Here is a 19,991-nt window from a genome sequence, read left to right as displayed (position 1 = left end):
CATCCTGCACGCCCCGCTCGTCCTGCCCGAGCACGGCGGCGTCCGGGTCCAGGTCATCGTGGAGCCACCCGACGAGACCGGCGGCCGGGAGCTGACGCTCTGGTCGCAGCCCGACGACGCCGGCTCCGACGAGCCGTGGACCCGGCACGCCGAGGGCCGGCTCGGCCCGGTCACGCCGCCGACGCCGGAATGGACCCAGGCGTGGCCGCCGCCGGAGGCAGAACCGATCGACCTGACCGGGGCCTACGACGCCCTGGCCGCCGGTGGCCTCCACTACGGACCGGTCTTCCGCGGCCTGCGTCGGGCCTGGCGGCGCGGCGACGAGCTGTTCGCCGAGATCGCCCTGCCCGAACAGCACCACTCGGCCGCCGGCAGGTACGGGCTGCATCCCGCCCTCTTCGACGCCGCCCTGCACACCACCCTGATCGGCGGCGGCACCGGCGAGCTGCGGCTGCCCTTCAGCTTCACCGGTGTCACCCTGCACGCGGCCGGCGCCCCGGCGCTGCGGGCCCACCTGACCCCGGGCGGCGAGGGCCTGACGATCCGGCTCATGGACGTCACCGGCGCCACGGTCGCCGAGGTGACCTCGCTGGTCTCCCGGCCCGCCGCGCCCGAGCGGATCAGCGAGCCGCGCGTCGCCGACCCCGCACAGTGGCTGCTGCACCCGAGGTGGAGCGAGGTGACCGCGCCGGCCACCACCGCCACCGGCCGCTGGGCCGTGATCGGCGACGGCCTGACCGAGCTGCGCGCCGCCCTCATCGACCTCGGTATCGCGGTGACCAGCGGACCGGACACCGCCGCCGTGCTGCCGGCCGACGGACCGGCACCCGAGATGATCCTGCTCGCGCTGCCGGCCGCCGAGGGACCGGTGCCGGCGGCCACCCGGACGGCCACCCACGCCGCGCTCGACACCCTCCAGCGGTGGCTCACCGACCGGCGGCTCGACGACACCCGGCTGACCGTGGTTACCCACCGCGCCGTCGCCGTACAGCAGGGGGAGGGGGTGTCCGACCTGGCTGGCGCCGCGGTCTGGGGCCTGGTGCGCACCGCCCGGTCGGAGAACCCCGACCGGTTCGCCCTGCTGGACCTGGACGACTCCACAGTGCCCGCCGCAGCGCTGGTGGCGGCGCTCACCGGGGGCGAGGATCAGCTCGCCGTCCGGGGCGGTGCCGTGCTGGCGTACCGGCTGGGTCGCGCCGGGGCGAGCGGGTCGCTGATCCCGCCTCCGGCTTCCGCCTGGCGGCTGGAGGCCGGGGCCGGCGGCGTCCTGGGCGAGCTGGCGCTGGTGCCCTTCCCGGACGCCCTCGCCCCACTGGAACCCACCCAGGTCCGGGTGGCGATGCACGCGGCCGGCATGAACTTCCGCGACGTCGTGGTCGCCCTCGGCATGGTGCCCAAGGGCGAACGGCTGATCGGAAGCGAAGGCGCTGGCGTGGTGACCGAGGTCGGCTCCGCCGTCACCGACCTGGCCCCCGGCGACCGCGTGTACGGCCTCTTCGCCGGCGGATTCGCACCGGTCGGCCGGACCGACCGCCGGCTGCTCGCCCCGATGCCCGACGACTGGTCGTTCGAGGTGGCCGCGTCGATACCTGTGGTGTTCCTGACCGCCTACCTCGGCCTGGTCGACCTGGCGGACATCCGGCCGGGCGACCGGGTCCTGGTGCACGCCGCGGCCGGCGGGGTCGGCATGGCCGCCGTGCAACTGGCCCAGCACCTCGGCGCCGAGGTCTTCGGCACCGCCAGCGCCGGCAAGTGGGACGTGCTGCGCGGCCTCGGCCTGCCCGACGACCACATCGCCTCCTCCCGGGACCTCACCTTCCGCGACGCGTTCCTGGAGGTCACCGGCGGCGCGGGCGTCGACCTGGTGCTGAACTCGCTGACCGGTGCGTTCGCCGACGCCTCCCTGGAGCTGCTGCCGCGCGGCGGCCGGTTCCTCGAGATGGGCAAGCTCGACAAGCGCGACCCCGCCGAGGTGGCCACGGCCCATCCCGGCGTCGACTACCAGGCGTACGACCTGATGGACCCGGGCCCGGACCGGGTCGGCGAGATCCTCCAGGAGGTCGGCGCCCTCTTCACCGCCGGTGTGCTGCGGCCGCTGCCGGTGACCACCTGGGACGTGCGCCGGGCGCGGGAGGCGTTCCGGCACCTCTCCCAGGCCCGGCACGTCGGCAAGGTGGTGCTCACCGCACCCCGCGCGCTGGACCCGGACGGCACCGTACTGGTCACCGGCGGCACCGGGGTACTCGGTGGGCTGATCGCCCGCCGGCTGGTCACCGCGCACGGCGTCCGGGACCTGGTGCTCATCAGCCGGTCCGGGCCGGGCGCGCCCGGCGTCGACGCGCTCACCGCCGACCTGGTCGCCCTCGGTGCCAAGGTGACCGTGGTGGCCTGCGACGCCGCCGACCGCGACGCCCTGGCCGAACTGCTCGCGCAGATCCCGGCGCTTACCGGCGTCGTGCACTGCGCGGGCGTCCTCGACGACGGGCTCCTGGAGAGCATGACGCCGCAGCGGGTCGACGCGGTGCTGCGGCCCAAGGTGGACGCCGCCTGGAACCTGCACGAGCTGACCGCCGACCGCGACCTCGCCGCGTTCGTGCTCTTCTCCTCCGCCGCGGGCGTGTTCGGCACGCCGGGCCAGGCCAACTACGCGGCGGCCAACGCGTTCCTGGACTCCCTCGCCGCCCACCGCCGATCCCTGGGCCTACCCGGACAGTCGCTGGCCTGGGGCCTGTGGGCGGAAGCCAGCGGGATGACCGGACACCTCGCGCCGGCTGGCGGCGTGCCCGCCGGACCGCGCGGCGTCGACGCGTTGACCAGCGACGAGGCGCTGGCCCTCTTCGACCTCGCGGTCACCGTCGACGAGCCGGTGCTGGCCCCGGTCCGCCTCGACCTGCGCCCGGTCGACGGCCCGGTGCCGCCGCTGCTGCGCGACCTGCTCACCACGGCCCGCCGCCGGGCCGCCGCCCCGGTCGAGGCCGATTCGCAGTCGCTACCGCAGCGGCTGGCGGCGGTGCCGGACAACGAGCGCGAGCCGCTGGTCGTCGACCTGATCCGGGGGTACGCCGCCACGGTGCTCGGCCACGGCAGCGCGGACGCGGTCGACCCGCACCGCGACTTCCTCGAATCGGGGCTGGACTCGCTTACCGCCATGGAGCTGCGTAACGCGCTCAACCGGGCCACCGGGCTGCGGCTGCCGGCCACCGTCGCCTTCGACCACCGCAGTCCGGTGGCGCTGGCCCGGCACCTGCTGGCCGAACTGGCGGTCCGGACGCCAACCGGCGCGACCAGCGGCGCCGACGAGCCGGCCGAGCCGGTGGCGGACTCCATCGGCGGGCTCTACCGTCGGGCGGTGCTGGCGGGGGAGTACCACAAGGGCGTCGCGCTGCTCCAGGCCTTCGCCGACCTGCGACCGCAGTTCGCCGACGCCGGCGCCGCGTCGGCGCCCGAGCCGGTACGGCTGGTCAGCGGCGACCGGTCGCCGGTGGTGGTCTGCTTCCCTTCGCCGATGACGATGAGCGGCGTCCAGCAGTACGCCCGGATCGCCGCCACCCTGCGCGGCGCCCGGGACGTCTACTCGGTCCGGGTGCCCGGTCTCGGCCGCGACGAACCGCTGCCCGCCTCGCTGGACGCCCTGGTCGACCTCTACGCCCGGGCGGTGGACGAGGTGACTACCGGCCGGCCGGTCGTGCTGCTGGGCCACTGTGCCGGCGGCACCTTCGCGCACGCCACCGCGACCCGGCTGGAGCAGTTGGGTGCCCGTCCCGCCGGCCTGGTCCTGCTCGACACCTACCCCGACGACGACCTGCGCGGCGAGGGCCTGGACACCGGCTTCTGGGACCGGATGCTGCGCGGCCTGTTCGAGCGGGAGTCCGCCTTCGGCCCGTTCGACGACGCCCGGCTCTCCGCGATGGGCTGGTACGTCCGCCTGCACGGGGAACGCCCACTCGAACCGCTCGCCGCGCCGACCCTGTTCGTGCGGCCGGACGGCACGGAGGCGGAGGACGCGGAGAACACCCGCGCCGAGTGGCGCTTCCCGCACACCCTGCGGGAGGTTCCCGGCGACCACTTCACAATGCTCGAAACGTACGCCGAGGCGACGGCGACCACGGTGGAGGAGTGGCTGCGGACCCTGGCCTGACCCGGCTGCGGCCGGTGGCGACCCGCCACCGGCCGCCACCCGGCGCGCGAAGGTCTGCTCAGCGCGGAGGTCTGCTCAGCGCGAAGGTCTGCTCAGCGCGGAGGTCTGCTCAGCCGGGACCGTAGGGGGCCGGCGTGGCCGGCACCGGGTGGTCAGCTGTCGGCCGGGCCGCGGATCGCGTCCTGAGCGGTGGGCGCCGGCAGCGCGTCGAAGTGCCGTTGCAGGTACGACAGCGAGGTCAGCAGCTCCGCCGAGGTGACGTCGCGGGTGCGTCCCGGGGCCACCAGTGTGGTCAACGGCAGCGCACCGATGTCGGCCCAGCGCAGGGCGCCGTCGGTGTCCAGGTAGCTGCGGGTGCGGCCCGGGTTGTCCGGGTGCAGGCAGTACGGCACGTCCAGGTAACCGAGGCGGAACGCGGTAAGCAACGCCTGCCCCAGGTCCGCGTGCAGGTTCAGCACCGCCTCGATCAGGGCACGGGCTTCGGCGTACGTCTGTGAGTCGTCGGCCGGAGCAGCGGCGTCCGGTGTCCGCGCCGCGACCTCGGCGGCGAGGTTCAGCGCGGCCACGTTCTCCCCGATGGTGGGAATCCGGTGCGCCTCGGCCGTGGTCTTCACGATCAGGCGTTCGGCACCGGTGCAGACCGCCAGGCGGGCCGCCTCCGCCAGCAGGCTCTCGCCGCCGTGCGGCGTACGCGGATAGACGCCCATGTAGGCGTAGATCACCACGTGCCAGTCCACCTGGGCGAGGAACTCCCCGGCCAGCGCCCGCAACGCCCGCACGGCCTGTTCGTCCTGCTCCCGGTTGGTCTGCTGGGCGTAGCTCACGGACACCGACGGGATGCCGTGCTGGACGAAGAACATCGCCTCCAGCACGCTGAGCGCGACGAGCAGACTGGGCGGGCAGAGCTGGCCCAGCATGCAGCCGCCGAACGTCTCCAGGTGCAGCGGTGGCCCGGCCGGTGGCGCGGCCACGAACGCCTGGCAGGAACGCGACCAGTTGCGCACCGAGTCGGCCAGCGGCGTACGCCCGTACGGCAGGCAGTAGGAGACCGGGCCACCCTCGCTTGCCTCGATCCCGGCGGCGGCGGTCGCGGCGAAGATCTGCTGCGGTACGGCGGAGCCGTGCCGCACCTGCACCGGGAAGTCGTCGTCCAACACACCGGCCAGCAGGGCGCGGTTGCCGTCGACGCCGTGCGACACGATCGGGTAGCCGTTCAGGTCGATGCCCGCACGCAGCGCCTCGTCGGCGCGGGCGGTCTCGCCGACCCGGGTGTGACTGTCCACGGTGATAGTGCCGATCGTGGCCGCCGGCACCGCCTTGGTGGCCAGCAGCCCGGCCCGCATCATCCGTGGATCGGGGAACCCCATCCGGGGCTGCACCACAAGCTGCCGCTTCGCGGCGTGCCGCCGGACGAACGCGGCGAAACCCTGGCGGCGGGTCACGGCAGCACGCGCGGGCGGACCGTGGCGAGGTAACCACGGAAGTCGCCGAACTCGGTGTGGCCGTCCTCGAACACGGCGTCGAACCCGGCGACCATCAGCCGCCGCGAGAGGGTGCCGTCGGCGACGCCGGTGGTGCTCAGCTTCCCGCCGATCACCGTCGGGGTGCCGGCCAGCTCCGGCCGGGCGCGCAGCGCCGCGATCGCCCGTAGGCCGTCCTGGAACCCGTGACCGTTGACGCTGCTCAGCACCACCAGGTCCGGGCGTCGACGGGCGCACTCCTCGACCAGCAGCGACTCCGGAACGCAGGGGCCGAGATTGACCACCCGGTGTCCCAGCTCCTCCAGCAGCAGTTGGAGGAAGACGAGATTCCAGGTGTGCGCGTCCGAGGCCACCCCGCTGAGCAGCACCAGGTTCCCGCCGGACGCCTCGGGGAGCGGATCACGCCGGATCGGCGTAGTCACGGGTGTGCACCAGACGGGAGACGGACAGCACCTCGTCGCCCCGGACCACGACCTCGGTGGGCGCCGGCCGGCCGAGGAACATGAGCAGGCTCGCGGTGGGGCCGTACGCGCCGACGTTCGGGATGGTCACCAGGTCGTCCCGGTCGAGCGCCGGCAACGCGATGTCGCGGCCGAGGATGTCACCGGGGGTGCAGAGCGGACCCACCAGGCTGGCCCGTTCCCGCTCGCCGTCCGCCTCCGCCTCGACCGCCACCGGCAGCAGGCGCCCGAGGCCGGACATCCCGCCCAGGGTGTTGATCCCGGCGTCGGCGATCACGTACTTGCGACCGCGGCTGACCTTGACGTTGACCACCCTGGTGAGCAGCGTGCCCGCGTCACCGACCAGGTGTCGCCCGGACTCGAAGGCGATCCGCGGCGCGCCGTCGCGCCAGCCGGGCAGGTCCCGGTCGAGGGTGTGTTCGAGTTCGGTGCGCAGCTTCTCGTAGCGTGGCCGGCTGCCGGGCACGGCGTACGGTGCGGCGAAGCCACCCCCGATGTCCAGCAGCCGCAGCGGCAGGTCCAGCCGTGCGGAGAGGTCGGCGGCCAGGCCGATGGTGTGCCGGAACTCGGCGATCAGCGAGTCCTCGTCCCGGGCGTTGCTGAGCGGATAGAAATGCAGGCCCGTCAGCTCGGCACCGGGCACATCGCGCAGCTGCGGCAGCACGTCGGGCAGCGTCTCGCTGTCGAAGCCGAACTGCGACGGGGTGCCGGTCATCCGGATGCTGGTGCTCGCGCTCGCCGACGCGCTGTTGACCCGCAGCAGGCAGCGCGCGGTGACCCCCAGGGCGGCGGCCCGGGCGCCCACCGCGGTCAGGTCGCCGGGGGACTCGACGGAGAAGGTCCGCACCCCGGCGGCGAGCGCGGCGGTGAGTTCCGCGTCCGTCTTGCCCGGCCCGGTGTAGAGGACATCGGCGCCGGCGTAGCCGGCCTGCCGGATCACGTCCAGCTCCCCGGTGGAGCTGATCTCCACCCGGCACGGCTGGCCCGGGCCGGTGCGCAGGGCGCGTACCAGCTCGGGATGCGGGTTCGCCTTGACCGCGTAGTAGAGCTCGGTGCCGGGCGGCAGGGCCTCGATCAGGTCACGCCGGGCGGCGTCGACCCGATCCAGGTCGTAGACGTACAGGGGCGTGCCGAATCGCGCGGCGAGGGCGGCGTATTCCATCAATGGTCACTCCCGACTGAATTCCCACCGACGGTAGTGAAGGAAGCGGTGGCGGCAGGACCCCTAGCGCCCCCTAGTGCGACCCGGTAAGGGTCCGATACCACCCGGGGGCCGACCGCCGCCACGCCAGCCGGGTGAACGCTCCGTATAGTCGGGACATGGGTCACCGTGAGGATCTACTCGAAGGGGCTAAGCGCTGCCTCTACGAACGTGGTTACGCCCGCACCACGGCGCGGGACATCGTGGCGGCGTCGGGAGCCAACCTGGCTTCGATCGGTTACCACTTCGGCTCGAAGGAAGCCCTGCTGAACGCCGCCATGATGGAGGCGTTCACCGAATGGGGTCAGGAACTCGACCAGTCGTTGCCGGTGAGCGCCGGCGCCGACCCGGTGGAGGAGATCGAGTCCACCTGGCAGACGGTCACCCAGTCGTTCACCGTCCACCGGCCGCTCTGGGTGGCCAGCATCGAGGCGTACGCGCAGGCCCAGCACAGTCCCGAGCTGCGGGATCAGCTCGCGACCAGCCTGGAGAACATCCGTACCGCCCTGGCCGGTGACGTCACCAAGGCGCACGGTGCGGTCGACGAGGGCACCGCGCGGGCCGTCGGTTCCGTCCAGCTCGCGCTGCTCACCGGTCTGATGTTGCAGTGGCTGATCGATCCCGCGGGCGCGCCCGGCGGTGCCGACGTCACCGCCGCGCTGCGCATGATCACCGGGCAGCCGCCGACGCCCGACGCTCCGGAGTAGCGCCTGCCGCTGACCCGCTGCCCACCGCCGCTTCGGCGGTGGGCAGCGGTGCGGTCAGGCCTGGAGTTCGGCGTCCAGGATGTCGAACAGCTCGCCGGCGGTGACCTCGTCCAGCGAGGCCGGCTCGGCGGTGTCGCTCCACCGCTCCAGCAGGGCTCGTAGACCGGCGCGGATCGCGGCCGGCTCCACCCCGCGACCCGCCGCCTCGTCCAGCGCGGCGGCCAGCCGGTCCCACTCCGCCGCCAGGTCCGGCTCGCGGTCGCCGATCAGGCCGGCGCGCAGGTGCTCGGCGACCGCGGCCGGGGTGGGGTAGTCGAACGTCAGGGTGGCCGGCAGGGCCAGCCCGCAGGCGGTGCCGAGCCGGTTGCGGAACTCCACCGCGGTCAGCGAGTCGAAGCCGATCTCGGTGAAGCCCCGGCCGGGATCCACCGCGGCGGCGCCGTCGTGGCCCAGGACCGCGGCGGCGTGCCCGGTGACCAGCTCCAGCAGCATCCGGTCCTGCTCGGTGGCGGGCAGCGCGGCGAGCGTGTCGGCAAGCGAACGGACGGGTGCCGTCGCTGCGGCCCGGCGGCGCGGACGCGTACCACCGGCCAGCCGGGCGAGCACGCCCGGTAGGTCGGCCCGTTCGCGTAAATCGGACAGGTCCAGGGCGACCGGGTAGAGCACCGGGTCCAGGCCGGGCCGGGTCAGCGCCGCGTCCAGCAGGCCGAGCGCCCGCGGTACGGGCAGCGGGTGCGCGCCGCTGCGGGTCATCCGCCGCACGTCGGCGGTCGTCATCCGGGAGACCATGCCGATGGCGGCGTCCCAGGGGCCCCAGGCCAGCGCCACGGCGGGCAGCCCGGCCTGGCGGCGGGTCCGGGCCAGCGCCTCCAGGAAGCCGTTCGCGGCCGCGTAGTTCGCCTGCCCTGCCCCGTCGAACGTGGCGGCGGCCGAGGAGAACAGCACGAACGCGGCCAGGTCCCGGTCGGCGGTCAGCTCGTGCAGATGCCACGCGCCGAGCAGCTTGGGCCGCAGCACCCGGTCCAGGCGCTCGGCCGTCAGCCCGGTCAGGACGGCGTCGTCGACCACCCCGGCGGCGTGCAGCACCGCGGTGAGCGGACGCTCCGCCGGCACGGCGTCGAGCAGCGCGGCCACCGCGTCCCGGTCGCCGACGTCGCAGCCGACCACCCGGACGCTGGCGCCGTGCCCGCGCAGTTCCTCGACCAGTTCACCGGCGTCGGGGTTCCGCGCGGCCAGCAGCAGGTGCCGTACGCCGTGCCGGGTGACCAGATGCCGGGCCACCTCGGCACCGACTCCGCGCGTACCGCCGGTGACCAGCACCGTGCCGGTCGGGTCCAGCGTGGCGGGCACGGTCAGCACCACCTTGCCGACGTGCTGGGCCAGCGCCATGTGCCGGAACGCGTCCGGGGCACGGTGCAGGTCCCAGGCCCGTACCGGCGCGCCGGTGCCGGAGGTGCCTGCCAACTCGGTAAGCAGTTCGCCGAGCCGCTCGGGGCCGGCGTCCATCAGGTCGAACGCCTGGTACCGCACGCCGGGATGCGACGCCGCGACCTGCTCCGCCGAGCGCACGTCGGTCTTGCCCATCTCCACGAACCGACCGCCCCGGGGCAGCAGCCGCAGCGACGCGTCGACGAACTCGCCGCTCAACGCGTTTAGCACCACGTCCATGCCGGCGCCGTCGGTGACCTTCGCGAACCGGTCGGCGAAGGTCAGGTCCCGCGACGACGCGATGTGGTCGTCGTCGAGCCCCAGGCCGCGCAGCGTGTCCCACTTCGCCGCACTGGCGGTGGCGAAGACCTCGGCGCCGAGCCGCTGGGCCAGGCGTACCGCGGCCATGCCGACTCCGCCCGCGCCGGCGTGCACCAGCACCCGCTCGCCCGCTCGGAGCCCGGCCAGGTCCACCAGCCCGCGGTACGCGGTGCAGAAGGCGATCGGCTCGGCGGCGGCCCGGGCGAAGCTCCAGCCGGCGGGCATCCGCACCAGCAGCCGGTGATCGGTCACCGCGTACGGACCGAAGGCGGTGTCGAAGAGCCCGAACACCCGGTCGCCCGGTGCCAGGCCGGTCACGCCCGGTCCCACCTCGGCGACCACGCCCGCGGCCTCGCCGCCCATGGTCGCGCGGGTCGGGTACATGCCGAGCGCGATCAGCACGTCGCGGAAGTTGAGCCCGGCCGCCCGGACCGCCACCCGGACCTGGCCGGCGGCCGGTGGCGCCGCCACCTCGGGGGCGGGCACGGCGGCCAGTCCGTCGATCGTGCCGGGGCGTACCGCGTCGATCCGCCAGTGCGCCAGGCCGGCCGGCGGCACGAGCGCGCCGTCCGCAGCGGCCCGGGCCAGCGCCGGCTGGTGCGCGGCCCCGTCGAACACGGCCAGTTCGGGCCGGTCCGGGGCCAGCGCCCGGAGCACCATGGACAGATCGGCCGCCGGGTCCAGATCGGCCAGCACCACCCGGCCGGGATGCTCCGCCTGGGCGCTGCGGACCAGCGCCCGCACCGCGGAGGCGGTGAGCGCCGTCGGGTCGCCACCGGTCGCGCCCCGGGTGAGCAGCACCAGCCGGGAGTCGGCGAACCGGTCGTCGCCGAGCCAGGCGTGCAGCAGGGCGAGGGTGCCGGTGAGCGCCGACCGGACGGCATCGGGCAGGTCCGGCCCGGCCGGCGGATCCAGCCGTGCCAGCACGTACGGCGGCGGGTCGGTCAGCGCCGCCAGCGCGGCGGGCTCCGGGTCGACCAGAACGTGCTCGGGTGGCTGCGCCGACGTCTCGACAGGCGTCCAGTCCAACCGGTAGAGGTGCTCGGCGTCGGCATCCAGGGCACCGGCGGCGAGCACCCGCTCCACGAAGGAGGCCACGCTCAGCACCGGTGCGCCGGTCCCGTCGAGCAAGGTCAGCCGGGTGCCACCACCGGCCGGCGCGGCGTGCAGCCGGACCGCCGCCGCTCCCGAGGCGTGCAGGCGTACGCCGGTCCAGGCGAACGGGAGTCGGGTCTGCCCGTCCGGTTCCCGGTCCAGGCCGACGGCGTGCAGGGCGGCGTCAAGCAGGGCCGGATGCAGGCCGAAGCCGCCCGCCGTGTCGGCCACCTCCGCAGGGAGGGCGACCTCGGCGAAGACCTCGTCACCACGGATCCAGGCGGCGCGCAGCCCCTGGAACGCGGGACCGTACCGGTATCCCCGGCCGGCCAGCCCGGCGTAGTGGTCGTCGAGATCGACCGGGTGGGCGTCGGGCGGTGGCCACGGCAGCGCGCCGGGTTCCTCGACCGGCTGCCCGGCCGTGAGGAACCCCGAACCGTGCCGGGTCCAGCTGTCGCCGTCGGCCCGCCGGGAAAGGATCCGCAGTGGACGTCGGCCGTCCTCGGTGCCGGCTCCCACCTCGACCTGGATCACCACCGGGTCCTCGGCGAGCGCCAGCGGCACCTCCAGGGTCAGCTCGGCCAGCTCCGGCACGCCGGCCCGCTCGCCGGCGTGCAGCGCCAGTTCCACGAACGCGGTGCCGGGCATGAGCACCGTGCCGGCCACGTCGTGGTCGGCCAGCCAGGGATGGCTACGGGTGGAGAGCCGCCCGAACAGCACCAGCTCGGTGCCGCCGTCGATCTCGGTCAGGCCGCCGAGCAGCGGGTGCCCGGCCGGACGTACGCCGAGACCGGCCGCGTCACCGCCCGCCGCGCCGGGTGCCAGCCAGAACCTCCGGCGCTGAAACGGGTACGGCGGCAGCGGCACCTGGCCGCCGTCGGGATGCAGGGCGCTCCAGTCCACGGCCGCGCCCCGGGTCCAGGCGGTGGCCACGGCGGTGAGCAGGTTCTCCGCCTCCGGCCGGCCCCGGCGCAGCGCCGGGACGAACACCGCCGTCGCGGGCGCGCTCTGCCCGCCCATGCCGCTGAGCACCGCGTCCGGGCCGAGTTCCAGGTAGGTGGCGATGCCCTGCTCGGCGAGGGTACGGACGGCGTCGGCGAAGCGCACCGGCCGGCGTACGTGCCGCACCCAGTACTCGGGATCGCACAGTTCGTCGGCGCCCGCCGGCCGGCCGGTCACCGTGGACACCAGCGGCGTGTGCGGCGGACGGTAGTCGAGGATCTCGGCGACCTGACGGAACTCGGCAAGCATCGGCTCCATCAGCGGCGAGTGGAAGGCGTGGCTGACCCGCAGTTGCCGGGTGCGGTGCCCGGCGGCGGCGAGCACACCGGCCACCCGTGCCGTCGGCTCGGCGGCGCCGGAGAGCACCACCGAACCGGGTTCGTTGATCGCGGCGATGTCGACCTCGCCGGCCAGGTCGGCGAGGAGCGGCCGGACCACCTCCTCCGACGCCCCGACGGCGATCATGGCACCGCCGGCCGGTAGCGCGCTCATCAGCCGCCCACGAGCGGCCACCAGCATCGCGGCGTCCTCCAGGGACAGCACCCCGGCCAGGTGGGCGGCGGTGATCTCCCCGACCGAGTGACCGGCCAGCCGGTCCGGGCGTACGCCCCACGAGGCCAGCAGCCGAGCCAGCGCCACGCCCAGCGCGAAGAGGGCGGGTTGGGCGTAGCCGGTGTCGTCAAGCAGCGCCGCCTCCGGGGTGCCCTCGGCAGCCGTCAGGACCTCCCACAGCGGCCGGTCGAGTTGCAGGTCCAGGTAGCCGCAGGCCTCGTCGAGGGCGTCGGCGAAGACCGGGTACTCGCGGCACAGTTGCGCGCCGGTCCCGGGCCGCTGGCTGCCCTGGCCGGTGAAGAGCCAGGCCAGGCCGCCGGTCACCCGACCGCCGGTGACCAGCCCGGTGGCGTCGTCGCCGGCGGCGAGCGCGGCGGCGGCCCGGGTCAGCTCCGCCCGGTCGCGTCCGAGCAGTACCGCCCGGTCGGGCAGGCTGGTGCGCAGCCCGGCCAGCGAGCGGCCGACGTCGGCCACCGACGCCCCGGACAATACGGCCAGGTCGTGGCCCATCGCGCGCAGTGCGTCCCGGCCCCGGGCGGAGAGCGGCCACGGTGCCAGGGTCCCGTCGTGCTCGGGGGCCGGCGGGACGACCGGGGCGGGGTCGGCCTCCTGAAGGATCAGGTGGGCGTTGGTGCCGCTGACCCCGAACGACGACACGCCGGCCCGGCGCGGGTGGTCGCCGTTGTCCCAGGCGACCTCCTCGCGCAGCAGCCGTACCTGGCCCGACGACCAGTCCACGTGCGGCGTCGGCTCGTCCACGTGCAGCGTGCGCGGCAGCCGGCCGTGCCGCATCGCCTGCACCATTTTGATCACACCGGCCACCCCGGCGGCGGCCTGGGTGTGCCCGATGTTCGACTTGACCGAACCGAGCCAGAGCGGCTGGGCGGCCCGCCGGTCGCGGCCGTAGACACCGAGCAGCGCCGCCGCCTCGATCGGGTCGCCGAGCGTGGTGCCGGTGCCGTGCGCCTCCACCGCGTCGACGTCGTCCGGGCCCAGCCCGGCGTCGGCGAGCGCCTGGCGGATCACCTGCCGCTGGGCGGCGCCGCTGGGCGCGGTGAGCCCGTTGCTGGCGCCGTCGGAGTTGACCGCCGAACCGCGGACGACCGCCAGCACGGTGTGCCCGGCGCGGCGGGCGTCGGAGAGCCGTTCCAGCACCAGCACGCCGACGCCCTCGGCGAAGCCGGTCCCGTCGGCGGCGGCGGCGAAGGGCTTGCACCGCCCGTCGGGGGCCAGCGCCCGCTGCCGGCTGAACGCGGTGAAGGTGCCCGGGCCGCCCATCACGGCCACGCCGCCGGCCAGCGCCAGACGCACCTCGCCCTGCCGCAGCGACCGGCAGGCCAGGTGCACCGCGACCAGCGACGCCGAGCAGGCGGTGTCGACAGTCAACGCCGGGCCCCGCAGGCCCAGCACGTACGCGATCCGTCCGGACATCACGCTTGGCGCGGCACCGGTCAGCAGGTGCGCGTCCAACCCGGCGGGGGCCTCGTACAGCCGGGGCCCGTACTCCTGCGGCTCGGCACCGACGAACACCCCGACCGGTTCGCCGCGCAGCCCGGCCGGGTCGATGCCGGCGTCCTCAAGCGCCGTCCACGCCGTCTCCAGCATCAGCCGCTGCTGTGGGTCGGTCGCGGCGGCCTCGCGCGGGCCGATGCCGAAGAACTCGGCGTCGAACTCGGCGGCGTCGGGCAGGAAACCGCCCCGGCGCACGTAACTCGTGCCGGGTACGGCCGGATCGTCGGCGAAGAGCGCGCCGAGGTCCCAGCCCCGGTCGTCGGGGAACTCGGTGTCCACGTGCCGGCCCTCGGCCACCAGCTCCCAGAACTGCTCCGCCGAGGCGGCACCGGGAAACCGGCAGCCCAGGCCGACGATCGCGATCGGATCGTCGACGTCCGCTCCGGTGCGTTCCGCTGCGCTCTCCGCCGCCTCCGACCCGCCGCCCAGTTCGGCGTCGAGCTCGGCGGCCAGCGCGGCCACGGTCGGGAACTCGAAGATCACGGTGACCGGCAGCGGCAGGCCGGTGGCGCGGGTCAGCCGGTCGTGCAGCGCGACCACGCCCATCGAGTCCAGGCCCAGCTCGCGCAGCGGCCGGTCGTCGAACACGACCGGCGCGGGCTCCTGCGGGCGGGCGGCGGTGAGCACCGCCCGTACCGCGTCGCGGACCTCGTCGAGCAGCATCCGGCGCCGGTCGGCGGGCAGCAGCCCGGCCAGCCGGTCGGCCAGGGCGCTCACGCGTCGCTCCGTTCCAGCAGCTGCACCAGGTTGGCCCGGGCGTTCTTGCCGTGTCTGGTCAACGGCAGCTCGTCGAGCACCAGGCAGGTGGCGGGCACCTTTGCCGGTTCCAGCCGCCGGGCCAGCTCCCGCAGGATCACCTGCGGGGGCAGCTCCGACTCCACGCACAACGCCAGGTCCCGGCCCGGACCCGGCGGTACGGCGGCGGCGGCGCGTACCCCGGGCACGTCCAGCGCCGCGGCCTCGATCTCCGTGGTGCTCATCCGGATGCCCTTGCGTTTGAACATGTCGTCGCGGCGGCCCTCGAAGTAGAGGTATCCGTCGGCGTCGAGCCGCCCGTAGTCGCCGGTGTGCAGGCGGGCCACGCCGTCCGGGCCCCGGCGGAAGGTACGCGCGGTGAGTTCCGGCGCGCGCCAGTAGCCGGGCATCACGTGCGGTCCGGCGGCGACGATCTCGCCGACCTCGCCGGTGGGGACCGGCTCGCCGTCCGGACCGAGGATGAGCACGGTGGTGCCGGGCAGCGGTCGGCCCACCGCGTCCGGCCGCTGGTCGTCCTCGTCGACCGGCATGATGGAGATCCGCTTGCACTCGGTCTGGCCGAACTGGCGGACCACCCGGACACCGGGGAACGCCGCCCGCAGCGCCGCGATGGTGCTCGCGGCGAGGGCCGCGCCGGTGTTTGTGAACATCCGCACCGGGGGCAGCGGGCCCCGCTCGCGCTCGGCCAGCCCGGCGATCATCGTGGCCAGCGAGGGCACGATCGGAACCACTGTGGCACCGGTCTCCCGCATCCGGCTCAGCAGGCGCAGATCCGACTCGTCGCCGGCCAGCACGAGTTCGCTGCGGCCCAGGCAGGTGAGCAGGATCTTGTAGAGCCCGTAGTCCCAGGAGATCGGGAAGCGGCAGAAGACGACGTCGTCGTCGCGGTAGCCGAGCACGGCCTGGATCGCAGCGGCGGCGAAGACCATCCGGTCGTGCGCGCAGATCACCGCCTTGGGTGCGGCGGTGCTGCCGGAGGTGTAGACCAGGGTGGCCACGGCGTCGGCGGAGAGGTCGGCGGCGGGGGCGTCGTCGGGGCCGGCTGCGGCGATCGCGGCCACCTCGGCCCAGACGACCGCCGTGGCGTGCACCGGGACCCGGGTGAGCGCCGCCGTGTCACCGGGCTCCGCCAGCAGCACCAGCACCGGCTCGGCGTCGTCCAGGATGGACCGCAGATGGTACGCGCGGGTGGCCGGGTTGATCGGGACGAACACCGCGCCGAGCCGGGACGTGGCGTAGCAGAGCGCGACCAGTTCCCTGGTGCTGGCGGCCTGCACCAGCACCCGGTCTCCCGGACGGACGCCCTGTTCGCGCAGCCACTGCGCGCACGCGAGGCTGTGCCGGTGCAGCTCCCGGTAGGTCCACCGACCGTGCTGGTCCCGCACGGCGGGCGCCTCGGCGTGCGTCCGCAGCGCGTCGTTGAGCAGGTCGTGCACCCGGCGTCCCGGCGCCGTGCCGGTGGCACCGTGGTCGTTGCGCTCAGCCATGTTTCTCCCTCGGTGTGCCTCGCTCCTGTGCTCGGCGGCGAGCCCGGGGCAACGTAGCCCGGTGCGCGCCCGCCGCCCCACCCCTGCCACCCCCTAGCCGGCTGCCGCTCCCACCAGTTCGGCCGCGACGCCGCGCAGCGCGCTACGGTCGATCTTGCGGTTGGTGTTCAGCGGCAGCTCCGCCACGTGCCGGTAGTGCCGGGGCACCAGAGCGGCCGGCAGCACCGTACGCAGCTGCCGGGCGAGAATCCCGGCCGAGGTCGGTACGCCTGTGTAGAACACCACCAGTTCGAGTTCGCCCTCGGCGGCGGTCGCCACGGTGACCGCCTCCTGCACCTGCGCGCAGCCGCGCACCGCGTGGTCGATCTCGGCCAGCTCCACCCGTACGCCCCGGATCTGCACCTGGGCGTCGGCCCGGCCGAGGTAGAGCAGGTCGTCGTCGAGGCGACGGACCCGGTCCCCGGTGCGGTACCAGATGCGCCCGTCGTGCCGCAGGAACCGGCCCGCGTCGTCCGTCGGGTCGAGATAACCGGCCGTCGCCTGCGGGCCGGTGACGCAGAGTTCGCCTTCGTTGCCGTCGGTGGGGCTGCCGTCCGGGCCGAGCAGCAGGTGGTCGTGGCCGGGGTGCGGCAGGCCGATCGGCACCACCCCGTTGACCGACCGCGCCGCGGATCCGGGTCCCCAGCGGTGCGCGCCGATGGTGATGGTCAGCTCGGTCGGGCCGTAGAGGTTCTCCAGGGTCGACGCGGGCGCGGCGAGCTGCCAGCGTTCGGCGTCGTCGCAGCGCAGCGCCTCGCCGGCGAAGAAGCTCCAGCGCAGTCCGGGCAGCGCGCCCGCGTCCAGCCCGCCCATCCGGGCCACCAGCCCGATCGCGCTGGGCGTGGCGAACCAGACGGTGATCCGGTGTTCGGCGAGGAACGCGGGCAGTTCCCGGTAGGCGTGCCCGGGCACCGCCACCAGACCGGCGCCCGCGCCCCAGGCGCAGAACACGTCGAACAACGCGCAGTCGAAGTTCAGGTCGAAGGTCTGCGAGAAGACGTCGTCGGCGGTGAAGTCGTAGCGCTCGTCGATCAGGCCGAAGTAGTGCGCGGCGTTGCCCTGCGAGATCGGCACGCCCTTGGGTCGGCCGGTCGAACCGGAGGTGAACAGGATGTACGCGGTGTCGCCGGCCGCGACCGGCCGTGGCTCGGCCAACGCGGGCGCGTCGTCACCGGCGACCGGGACTCCGGTGGCCCGCGCCGCCGGCAGCGCCTCGTCGTCGGTGAGCAGCAGGTCGATCCCGGCCGCCTCGATCATCGCGGCGGTACGCGCGGCCGGGAAGTCCGGCCGCAGCGGCACCACCGTGGCACCGGCGTACAGCGTGGCCAGCAGCCCGGTGTAGGCGGCCGGCCCCTTGTCGGCGAGCACCCCCACCCGGCGCGCCCCGGCGGCGACCACCGCCCCCGCCCGGCGCAGCGCCCGCTCGTGCAGGTCGCGGTAGGTCAGGGCGGTGTCGCCGACCCGTACCGCCGGGCGATCGGGGGACCGGGCGAGGCCACGCAGGAAACGCTGGGAAAGCCCCTGAACCATTTTTCCTCCATTTTCCGGGCAGCCTCGAACGGCGGTTCCGCCGGCCGTTTTATTTCGGTCGGAAACCGCGCTGGATATCGACATAATCGTTGTTTGGCATTACTGTCCCTCGGCAGAGGCGCAATGGTGAAAGGACACCTCGACCATGTGGGACGATCAGTTCGAGAGCCTGCTCAGGCAGTACCTTCCCTTCATTTCCGCGGATGAGAAGTTGGCGGCCGACAGCGACCTGCGCGACCTCGGCCTGGATTCCATGGGAATGGTGGAGCTGCTGCGCGCGCTCGAGCAGGAATACGACGTACGGTTCACCGACGATCTGCTCAGCACGGACACTTTCCGCACCCCCGGGGTGCTCGCCGAGGCGCTGTCGAGCGTCCGCGCCGCCGCCGTCTGACGGCGGCTAGGCCGGCACCGTGCGGCGGCGCGGTGCCATGGCCAGCCGGGGCGTGACCGCCACCACCTCCAGTTCCCGGGTGGTGGTCCCGACCCGGCCGAAGAGGCTGTCCTGGCCGGCGACGCAGACCCGGGTCACGCCGCGGGCCCGCAGCGCGGCCACCACCCGGGGCCAGTGCAGCGGCCGCACGATGTGGTCCAGCAGCATCCCGCGTACCTGCTCCGCGGTGGCCACCGGGGCGCCGTCGTGGTCCTCGATCAGCGGCACCCGTGGGTCGGCGAAGCGCAGAGTGGCGAGCACCTCCCGGTCGGCGCGCGCACGCAGCCCGGCGAAGGCCGCACAGTGCATCGGCGGGCGCATCGTGTACAGCGGTAGGCCGCCCGCGCCGCGTACCTCCCGGTCCAGCCGCTCCACCTGCGACTCGGGCAGCGACACCATGAAGAAGTCGTCGTCGAGGTAGCAGGAGACCTCGTGCCAGACCCCGTCGGCGGTCAGGCCGTCCCGGATGGCGGCGAGTTGCTCACCCGGCACCCGGACGAACGAGCGGGTGACGACCTCCCGGTGCTCGGTGGCGAAGTAGTCGTCAAGCAACCGGGCCAGCCGCGCGGTCAGGAGCACGCCGTCGGCGAACGAGAGCGCGCCACTGTGCACGGCGGCCGCCCGCTGGCCAAAGCTGGGTCCCACCACCACCGCCGGGTCGATGTCGAGCGTCTCGACCGACCACTGCGCCAACGCCAGGCAGTTCACCAGGAACGCCACCTGGGCGGCCTCGGAGTAGTCGGAGTCGGACTCCCGGTACCGCTGCACCAGCGGGTAACCAAGCACCTCGTCGGCGGCCGCGACCAGACGTCGGGCCACCGGGTGCACCACCATGAACCTGGCGACGTCGGTGAAGGGCACCGGGCCCATGCCGGGGAACACCAGCGCGGTGTCACCGGTCGCTGCGGTCACCGACTCCTCCTCGTACCGGCTCACCCGAGCTCCTTCAGGAAGGCGGAGAGCACGGCGTCGAAGGCCGCCGGCTCCTCGATGTGTGGCACGTGGCTGGAGTTCTCCAGCACCGTCCAGCGCACGTCCGGGATCAGCTCGGCGAACGGCCGTACCGTGGTGGCTGTCGCCTCGTCGTGCCGGCCGGAGAGCACGAGCGTCGGCACGACGATCTCCGGCAGCCGGTCCAGCAGCGACCAGTCCCGCAGGGTGCCGATCACGTGGAACTCGCTCGGTCCGTTCATCGTGTGGTAGACGGTCGGGTCGTTCGCCAGTTCCAGGAAGGTCGCCATGAACTCCGGCGGCCAGGGGTCGACCCGGCAGACGTGCCGGTCGTAGAACACCTTCATGGCGGTGAAGTACTCGGCGGTGCCGGTGGTGCCCGCGGCCTCGTGCCGGCGCAACACCTCGTCCACGCCAGGCGGCAGCTGCGCCCGCAGCACCTCCATCTCGGCGCGCCACAACGGGTACGACGCGGGGGAGTTGGCGATCACCAGCCCGCGCAGCCCGGCCGGGCGGTCGGCGGCGTGCCGGGCGGCCAGCATGCCGCCCCAGGACTGGCCGTAGAGCAGGTAGTCACCGGAGATGCCGAGCCGCAGCAGCAGGTTCTCCAGTTCGTCGAGGAACAGCTCGACGGTCCAGAAGTCGGCGCCGCGCTCCGGCAGGTGGGTGGAGCCGCCGTTGCCCAACTGGTCGTAGTGCACCACCGGGCGGCCGTCGGTACGGGCCAGCTCGGCCAGGTGGATCAGCGAGTCGTGGGTGGCGCCGGGGCCACCGTGCAGCACCACCAGCGGGGTACGCCCGCTGCGCAGATCACCGGTGACGCGGTACCAGGTGCGGAACTGCCGGAAGGGCACGGTGCCGCGGGCGTCGGGTGCCAGGGACATCTCGACCATCCCT

At 74.3% G+C, this 19,991-nt stretch carries 11 protein-coding genes; 3 read left to right on the top strand and 8 right to left on the bottom strand.

Annotated features, from left to right (window positions below; all coding sequences use genetic code 11):
- The coding region (locus AC507J_RS13470; RefSeq protein ID WP_496289475.1) for an SDR family NAD(P)-dependent oxidoreductase at positions 1 to 4,138 on the top strand (4,138 nt) is incomplete at its 5' end.
- A 152-nt stretch (positions 4,139 to 4,290) separates the two neighbouring features.
- Here the strand turns inward: AC507J_RS13470 and AC507J_RS13465 are convergent.
- Genes AC507J_RS13465 through AC507J_RS13455 form a run of 3 tightly spaced genes read right to left on the bottom strand, consistent with a single transcriptional unit; the run spans position 4,291 to position 7,242 of the window.
- Complete coding sequence (locus AC507J_RS13465) at positions 4,291 to 5,580, bottom strand: methylaspartate mutase (RefSeq protein ID WP_496289474.1); 1,290 nt, start codon at positions 5,578 to 5,580, stop codon at positions 4,291 to 4,293.
- Complete coding sequence (locus AC507J_RS13460; RefSeq protein ID WP_496289473.1) at positions 5,577 to 6,041, bottom strand: cobalamin B12-binding domain-containing protein; 465 nt, start codon at positions 6,039 to 6,041, stop codon at positions 5,577 to 5,579. The genes AC507J_RS13465 and AC507J_RS13460 overlap by 4 nt, the downstream gene beginning before the upstream one ends.
- Positions 6,019 to 7,242 (bottom strand): alanine racemase, encoded by a 1,224-nt coding sequence (locus AC507J_RS13455; RefSeq protein ID WP_496289472.1) that lies wholly within the window; start codon positions 7,240 to 7,242, stop codon positions 6,019 to 6,021. Before AC507J_RS13455 ends, AC507J_RS13460 begins: the two co-directional genes overlap by 23 nt.
- A gap of 158 nt (positions 7,243 to 7,400) precedes the next feature.
- Here AC507J_RS13455 and AC507J_RS13450 point away from each other — a divergent pair, with 158 nt between their 5' ends.
- A complete protein-coding gene (locus tag AC507J_RS13450) occupies positions 7,401 to 7,988 on the top strand; it encodes a TetR/AcrR family transcriptional regulator (protein ID WP_496289471.1) in 588 nt (195 codons plus the stop codon).
- 54 nt (positions 7,989 to 8,042) lie between these two features.
- Here AC507J_RS13450 and AC507J_RS13445 read toward each other — a convergent pair whose 3' ends face one another.
- The 3 genes from AC507J_RS13445 to AC507J_RS13435 form a co-directional block, all read right to left on the bottom strand.
- A complete protein-coding gene (locus AC507J_RS13445) occupies positions 8,043 to 14,615 on the bottom strand; it encodes an SDR family NAD(P)-dependent oxidoreductase (protein ID WP_496289470.1) in 6,573 nt (2,190 codons plus the stop codon).
- Positions 14,612 to 16,141 (bottom strand): class I adenylate-forming enzyme family protein, encoded by a 1,530-nt coding sequence (locus AC507J_RS13440; RefSeq protein WP_496289469.1) that lies wholly within the window; start codon positions 16,139 to 16,141, stop codon positions 14,612 to 14,614. Before AC507J_RS13440 ends, AC507J_RS13445 begins: the two co-directional genes overlap by 4 nt.
- 93 nt (positions 16,142 to 16,234) lie before the next feature.
- Positions 16,235 to 17,710: an AMP-binding protein gene (locus tag AC507J_RS13435; RefSeq protein WP_496289468.1), complete on the bottom strand. Its 1,476-nt coding sequence runs from the start codon at positions 17,708 to 17,710 to the stop codon at positions 16,235 to 16,237.
- A 145-nt stretch (positions 17,711 to 17,855) separates the two neighbouring features.
- On the opposite strand from AC507J_RS13435, the gene AC507J_RS13430 reads away from it, so the two are divergent.
- On the top strand, positions 17,856 to 18,104 hold the full coding sequence (locus AC507J_RS13430) for a phosphopantetheine-binding protein (protein ID WP_496289467.1): 249 nt from the start codon (positions 17,856 to 17,858) through the stop codon (positions 18,102 to 18,104).
- Positions 18,105 to 18,110: 6 nt separating this feature from the next.
- Here the strand turns inward: AC507J_RS13430 and AC507J_RS13425 are convergent, their stop codons facing one another.
- Positions 18,111 to 19,079, bottom strand: coding sequence for an ACP S-malonyltransferase (locus AC507J_RS13425; RefSeq protein ID WP_496289466.1), 969 nt, complete (start codon positions 19,077 to 19,079; stop codon positions 18,111 to 18,113).
- Positions 19,076 to 19,987 carry a proline iminopeptidase-family hydrolase gene (locus tag AC507J_RS13420; protein ID WP_496289465.1) on the bottom strand — a complete coding sequence of 304 codons (912 nt, stop codon included), beginning with the start codon at positions 19,985 to 19,987 and terminating at the stop codon, positions 19,076 to 19,078. Before AC507J_RS13420 ends, AC507J_RS13425 begins: the two co-directional genes overlap by 4 nt.
- Between the last annotated feature and the right edge of the window lie 4 nt (positions 19,988 to 19,991).

It is taken from the genome of Micromonospora sp. PRAS1 (genome assembly GCF_059553435.1).
The sequence above is the reverse complement of the archived record's forward strand: the minus strand, read 5'-3'. Positions and strand labels throughout refer to the sequence as shown.

What these genes read in the sequence shown, in the direction of transcription:
- AC507J_RS13440 (WP_496289469.1), bottom strand. Translation starts at nt 16,141, where the DNA reads ATGGCTGAGCGCAACGACCACGGTGCCACCGGCACGGCGCCGGGACGC.
- AC507J_RS13430 (WP_496289467.1), top strand. Translation starts at nt 17,856, where the DNA reads ATGTGGGACGATCAGTTCGAGAGCCTGCTCAGGCAGTACCTTCCCTTC.
- AC507J_RS13455 (WP_496289472.1), bottom strand. Translation starts at nt 7,242, where the DNA reads ATGGAATACGCCGCCCTCGCCGCGCGATTCGGCACGCCCCTGTACGTC.
- AC507J_RS13450 (WP_496289471.1), top strand. Translation starts at nt 7,401, where the DNA reads ATGGGTCACCGTGAGGATCTACTCGAAGGGGCTAAGCGCTGCCTCTAC.
- AC507J_RS13435 (WP_496289468.1), bottom strand. Translation starts at nt 17,710, where the DNA reads ATGGTTCAGGGGCTTTCCCAGCGTTTCCTGCGTGGCCTCGCCCGGTCC.
- AC507J_RS13420 (WP_496289465.1), bottom strand. Translation starts at nt 19,987, where the DNA reads ATGGTCGAGATGTCCCTGGCACCCGACGCCCGCGGCACCGTGCCCTTC.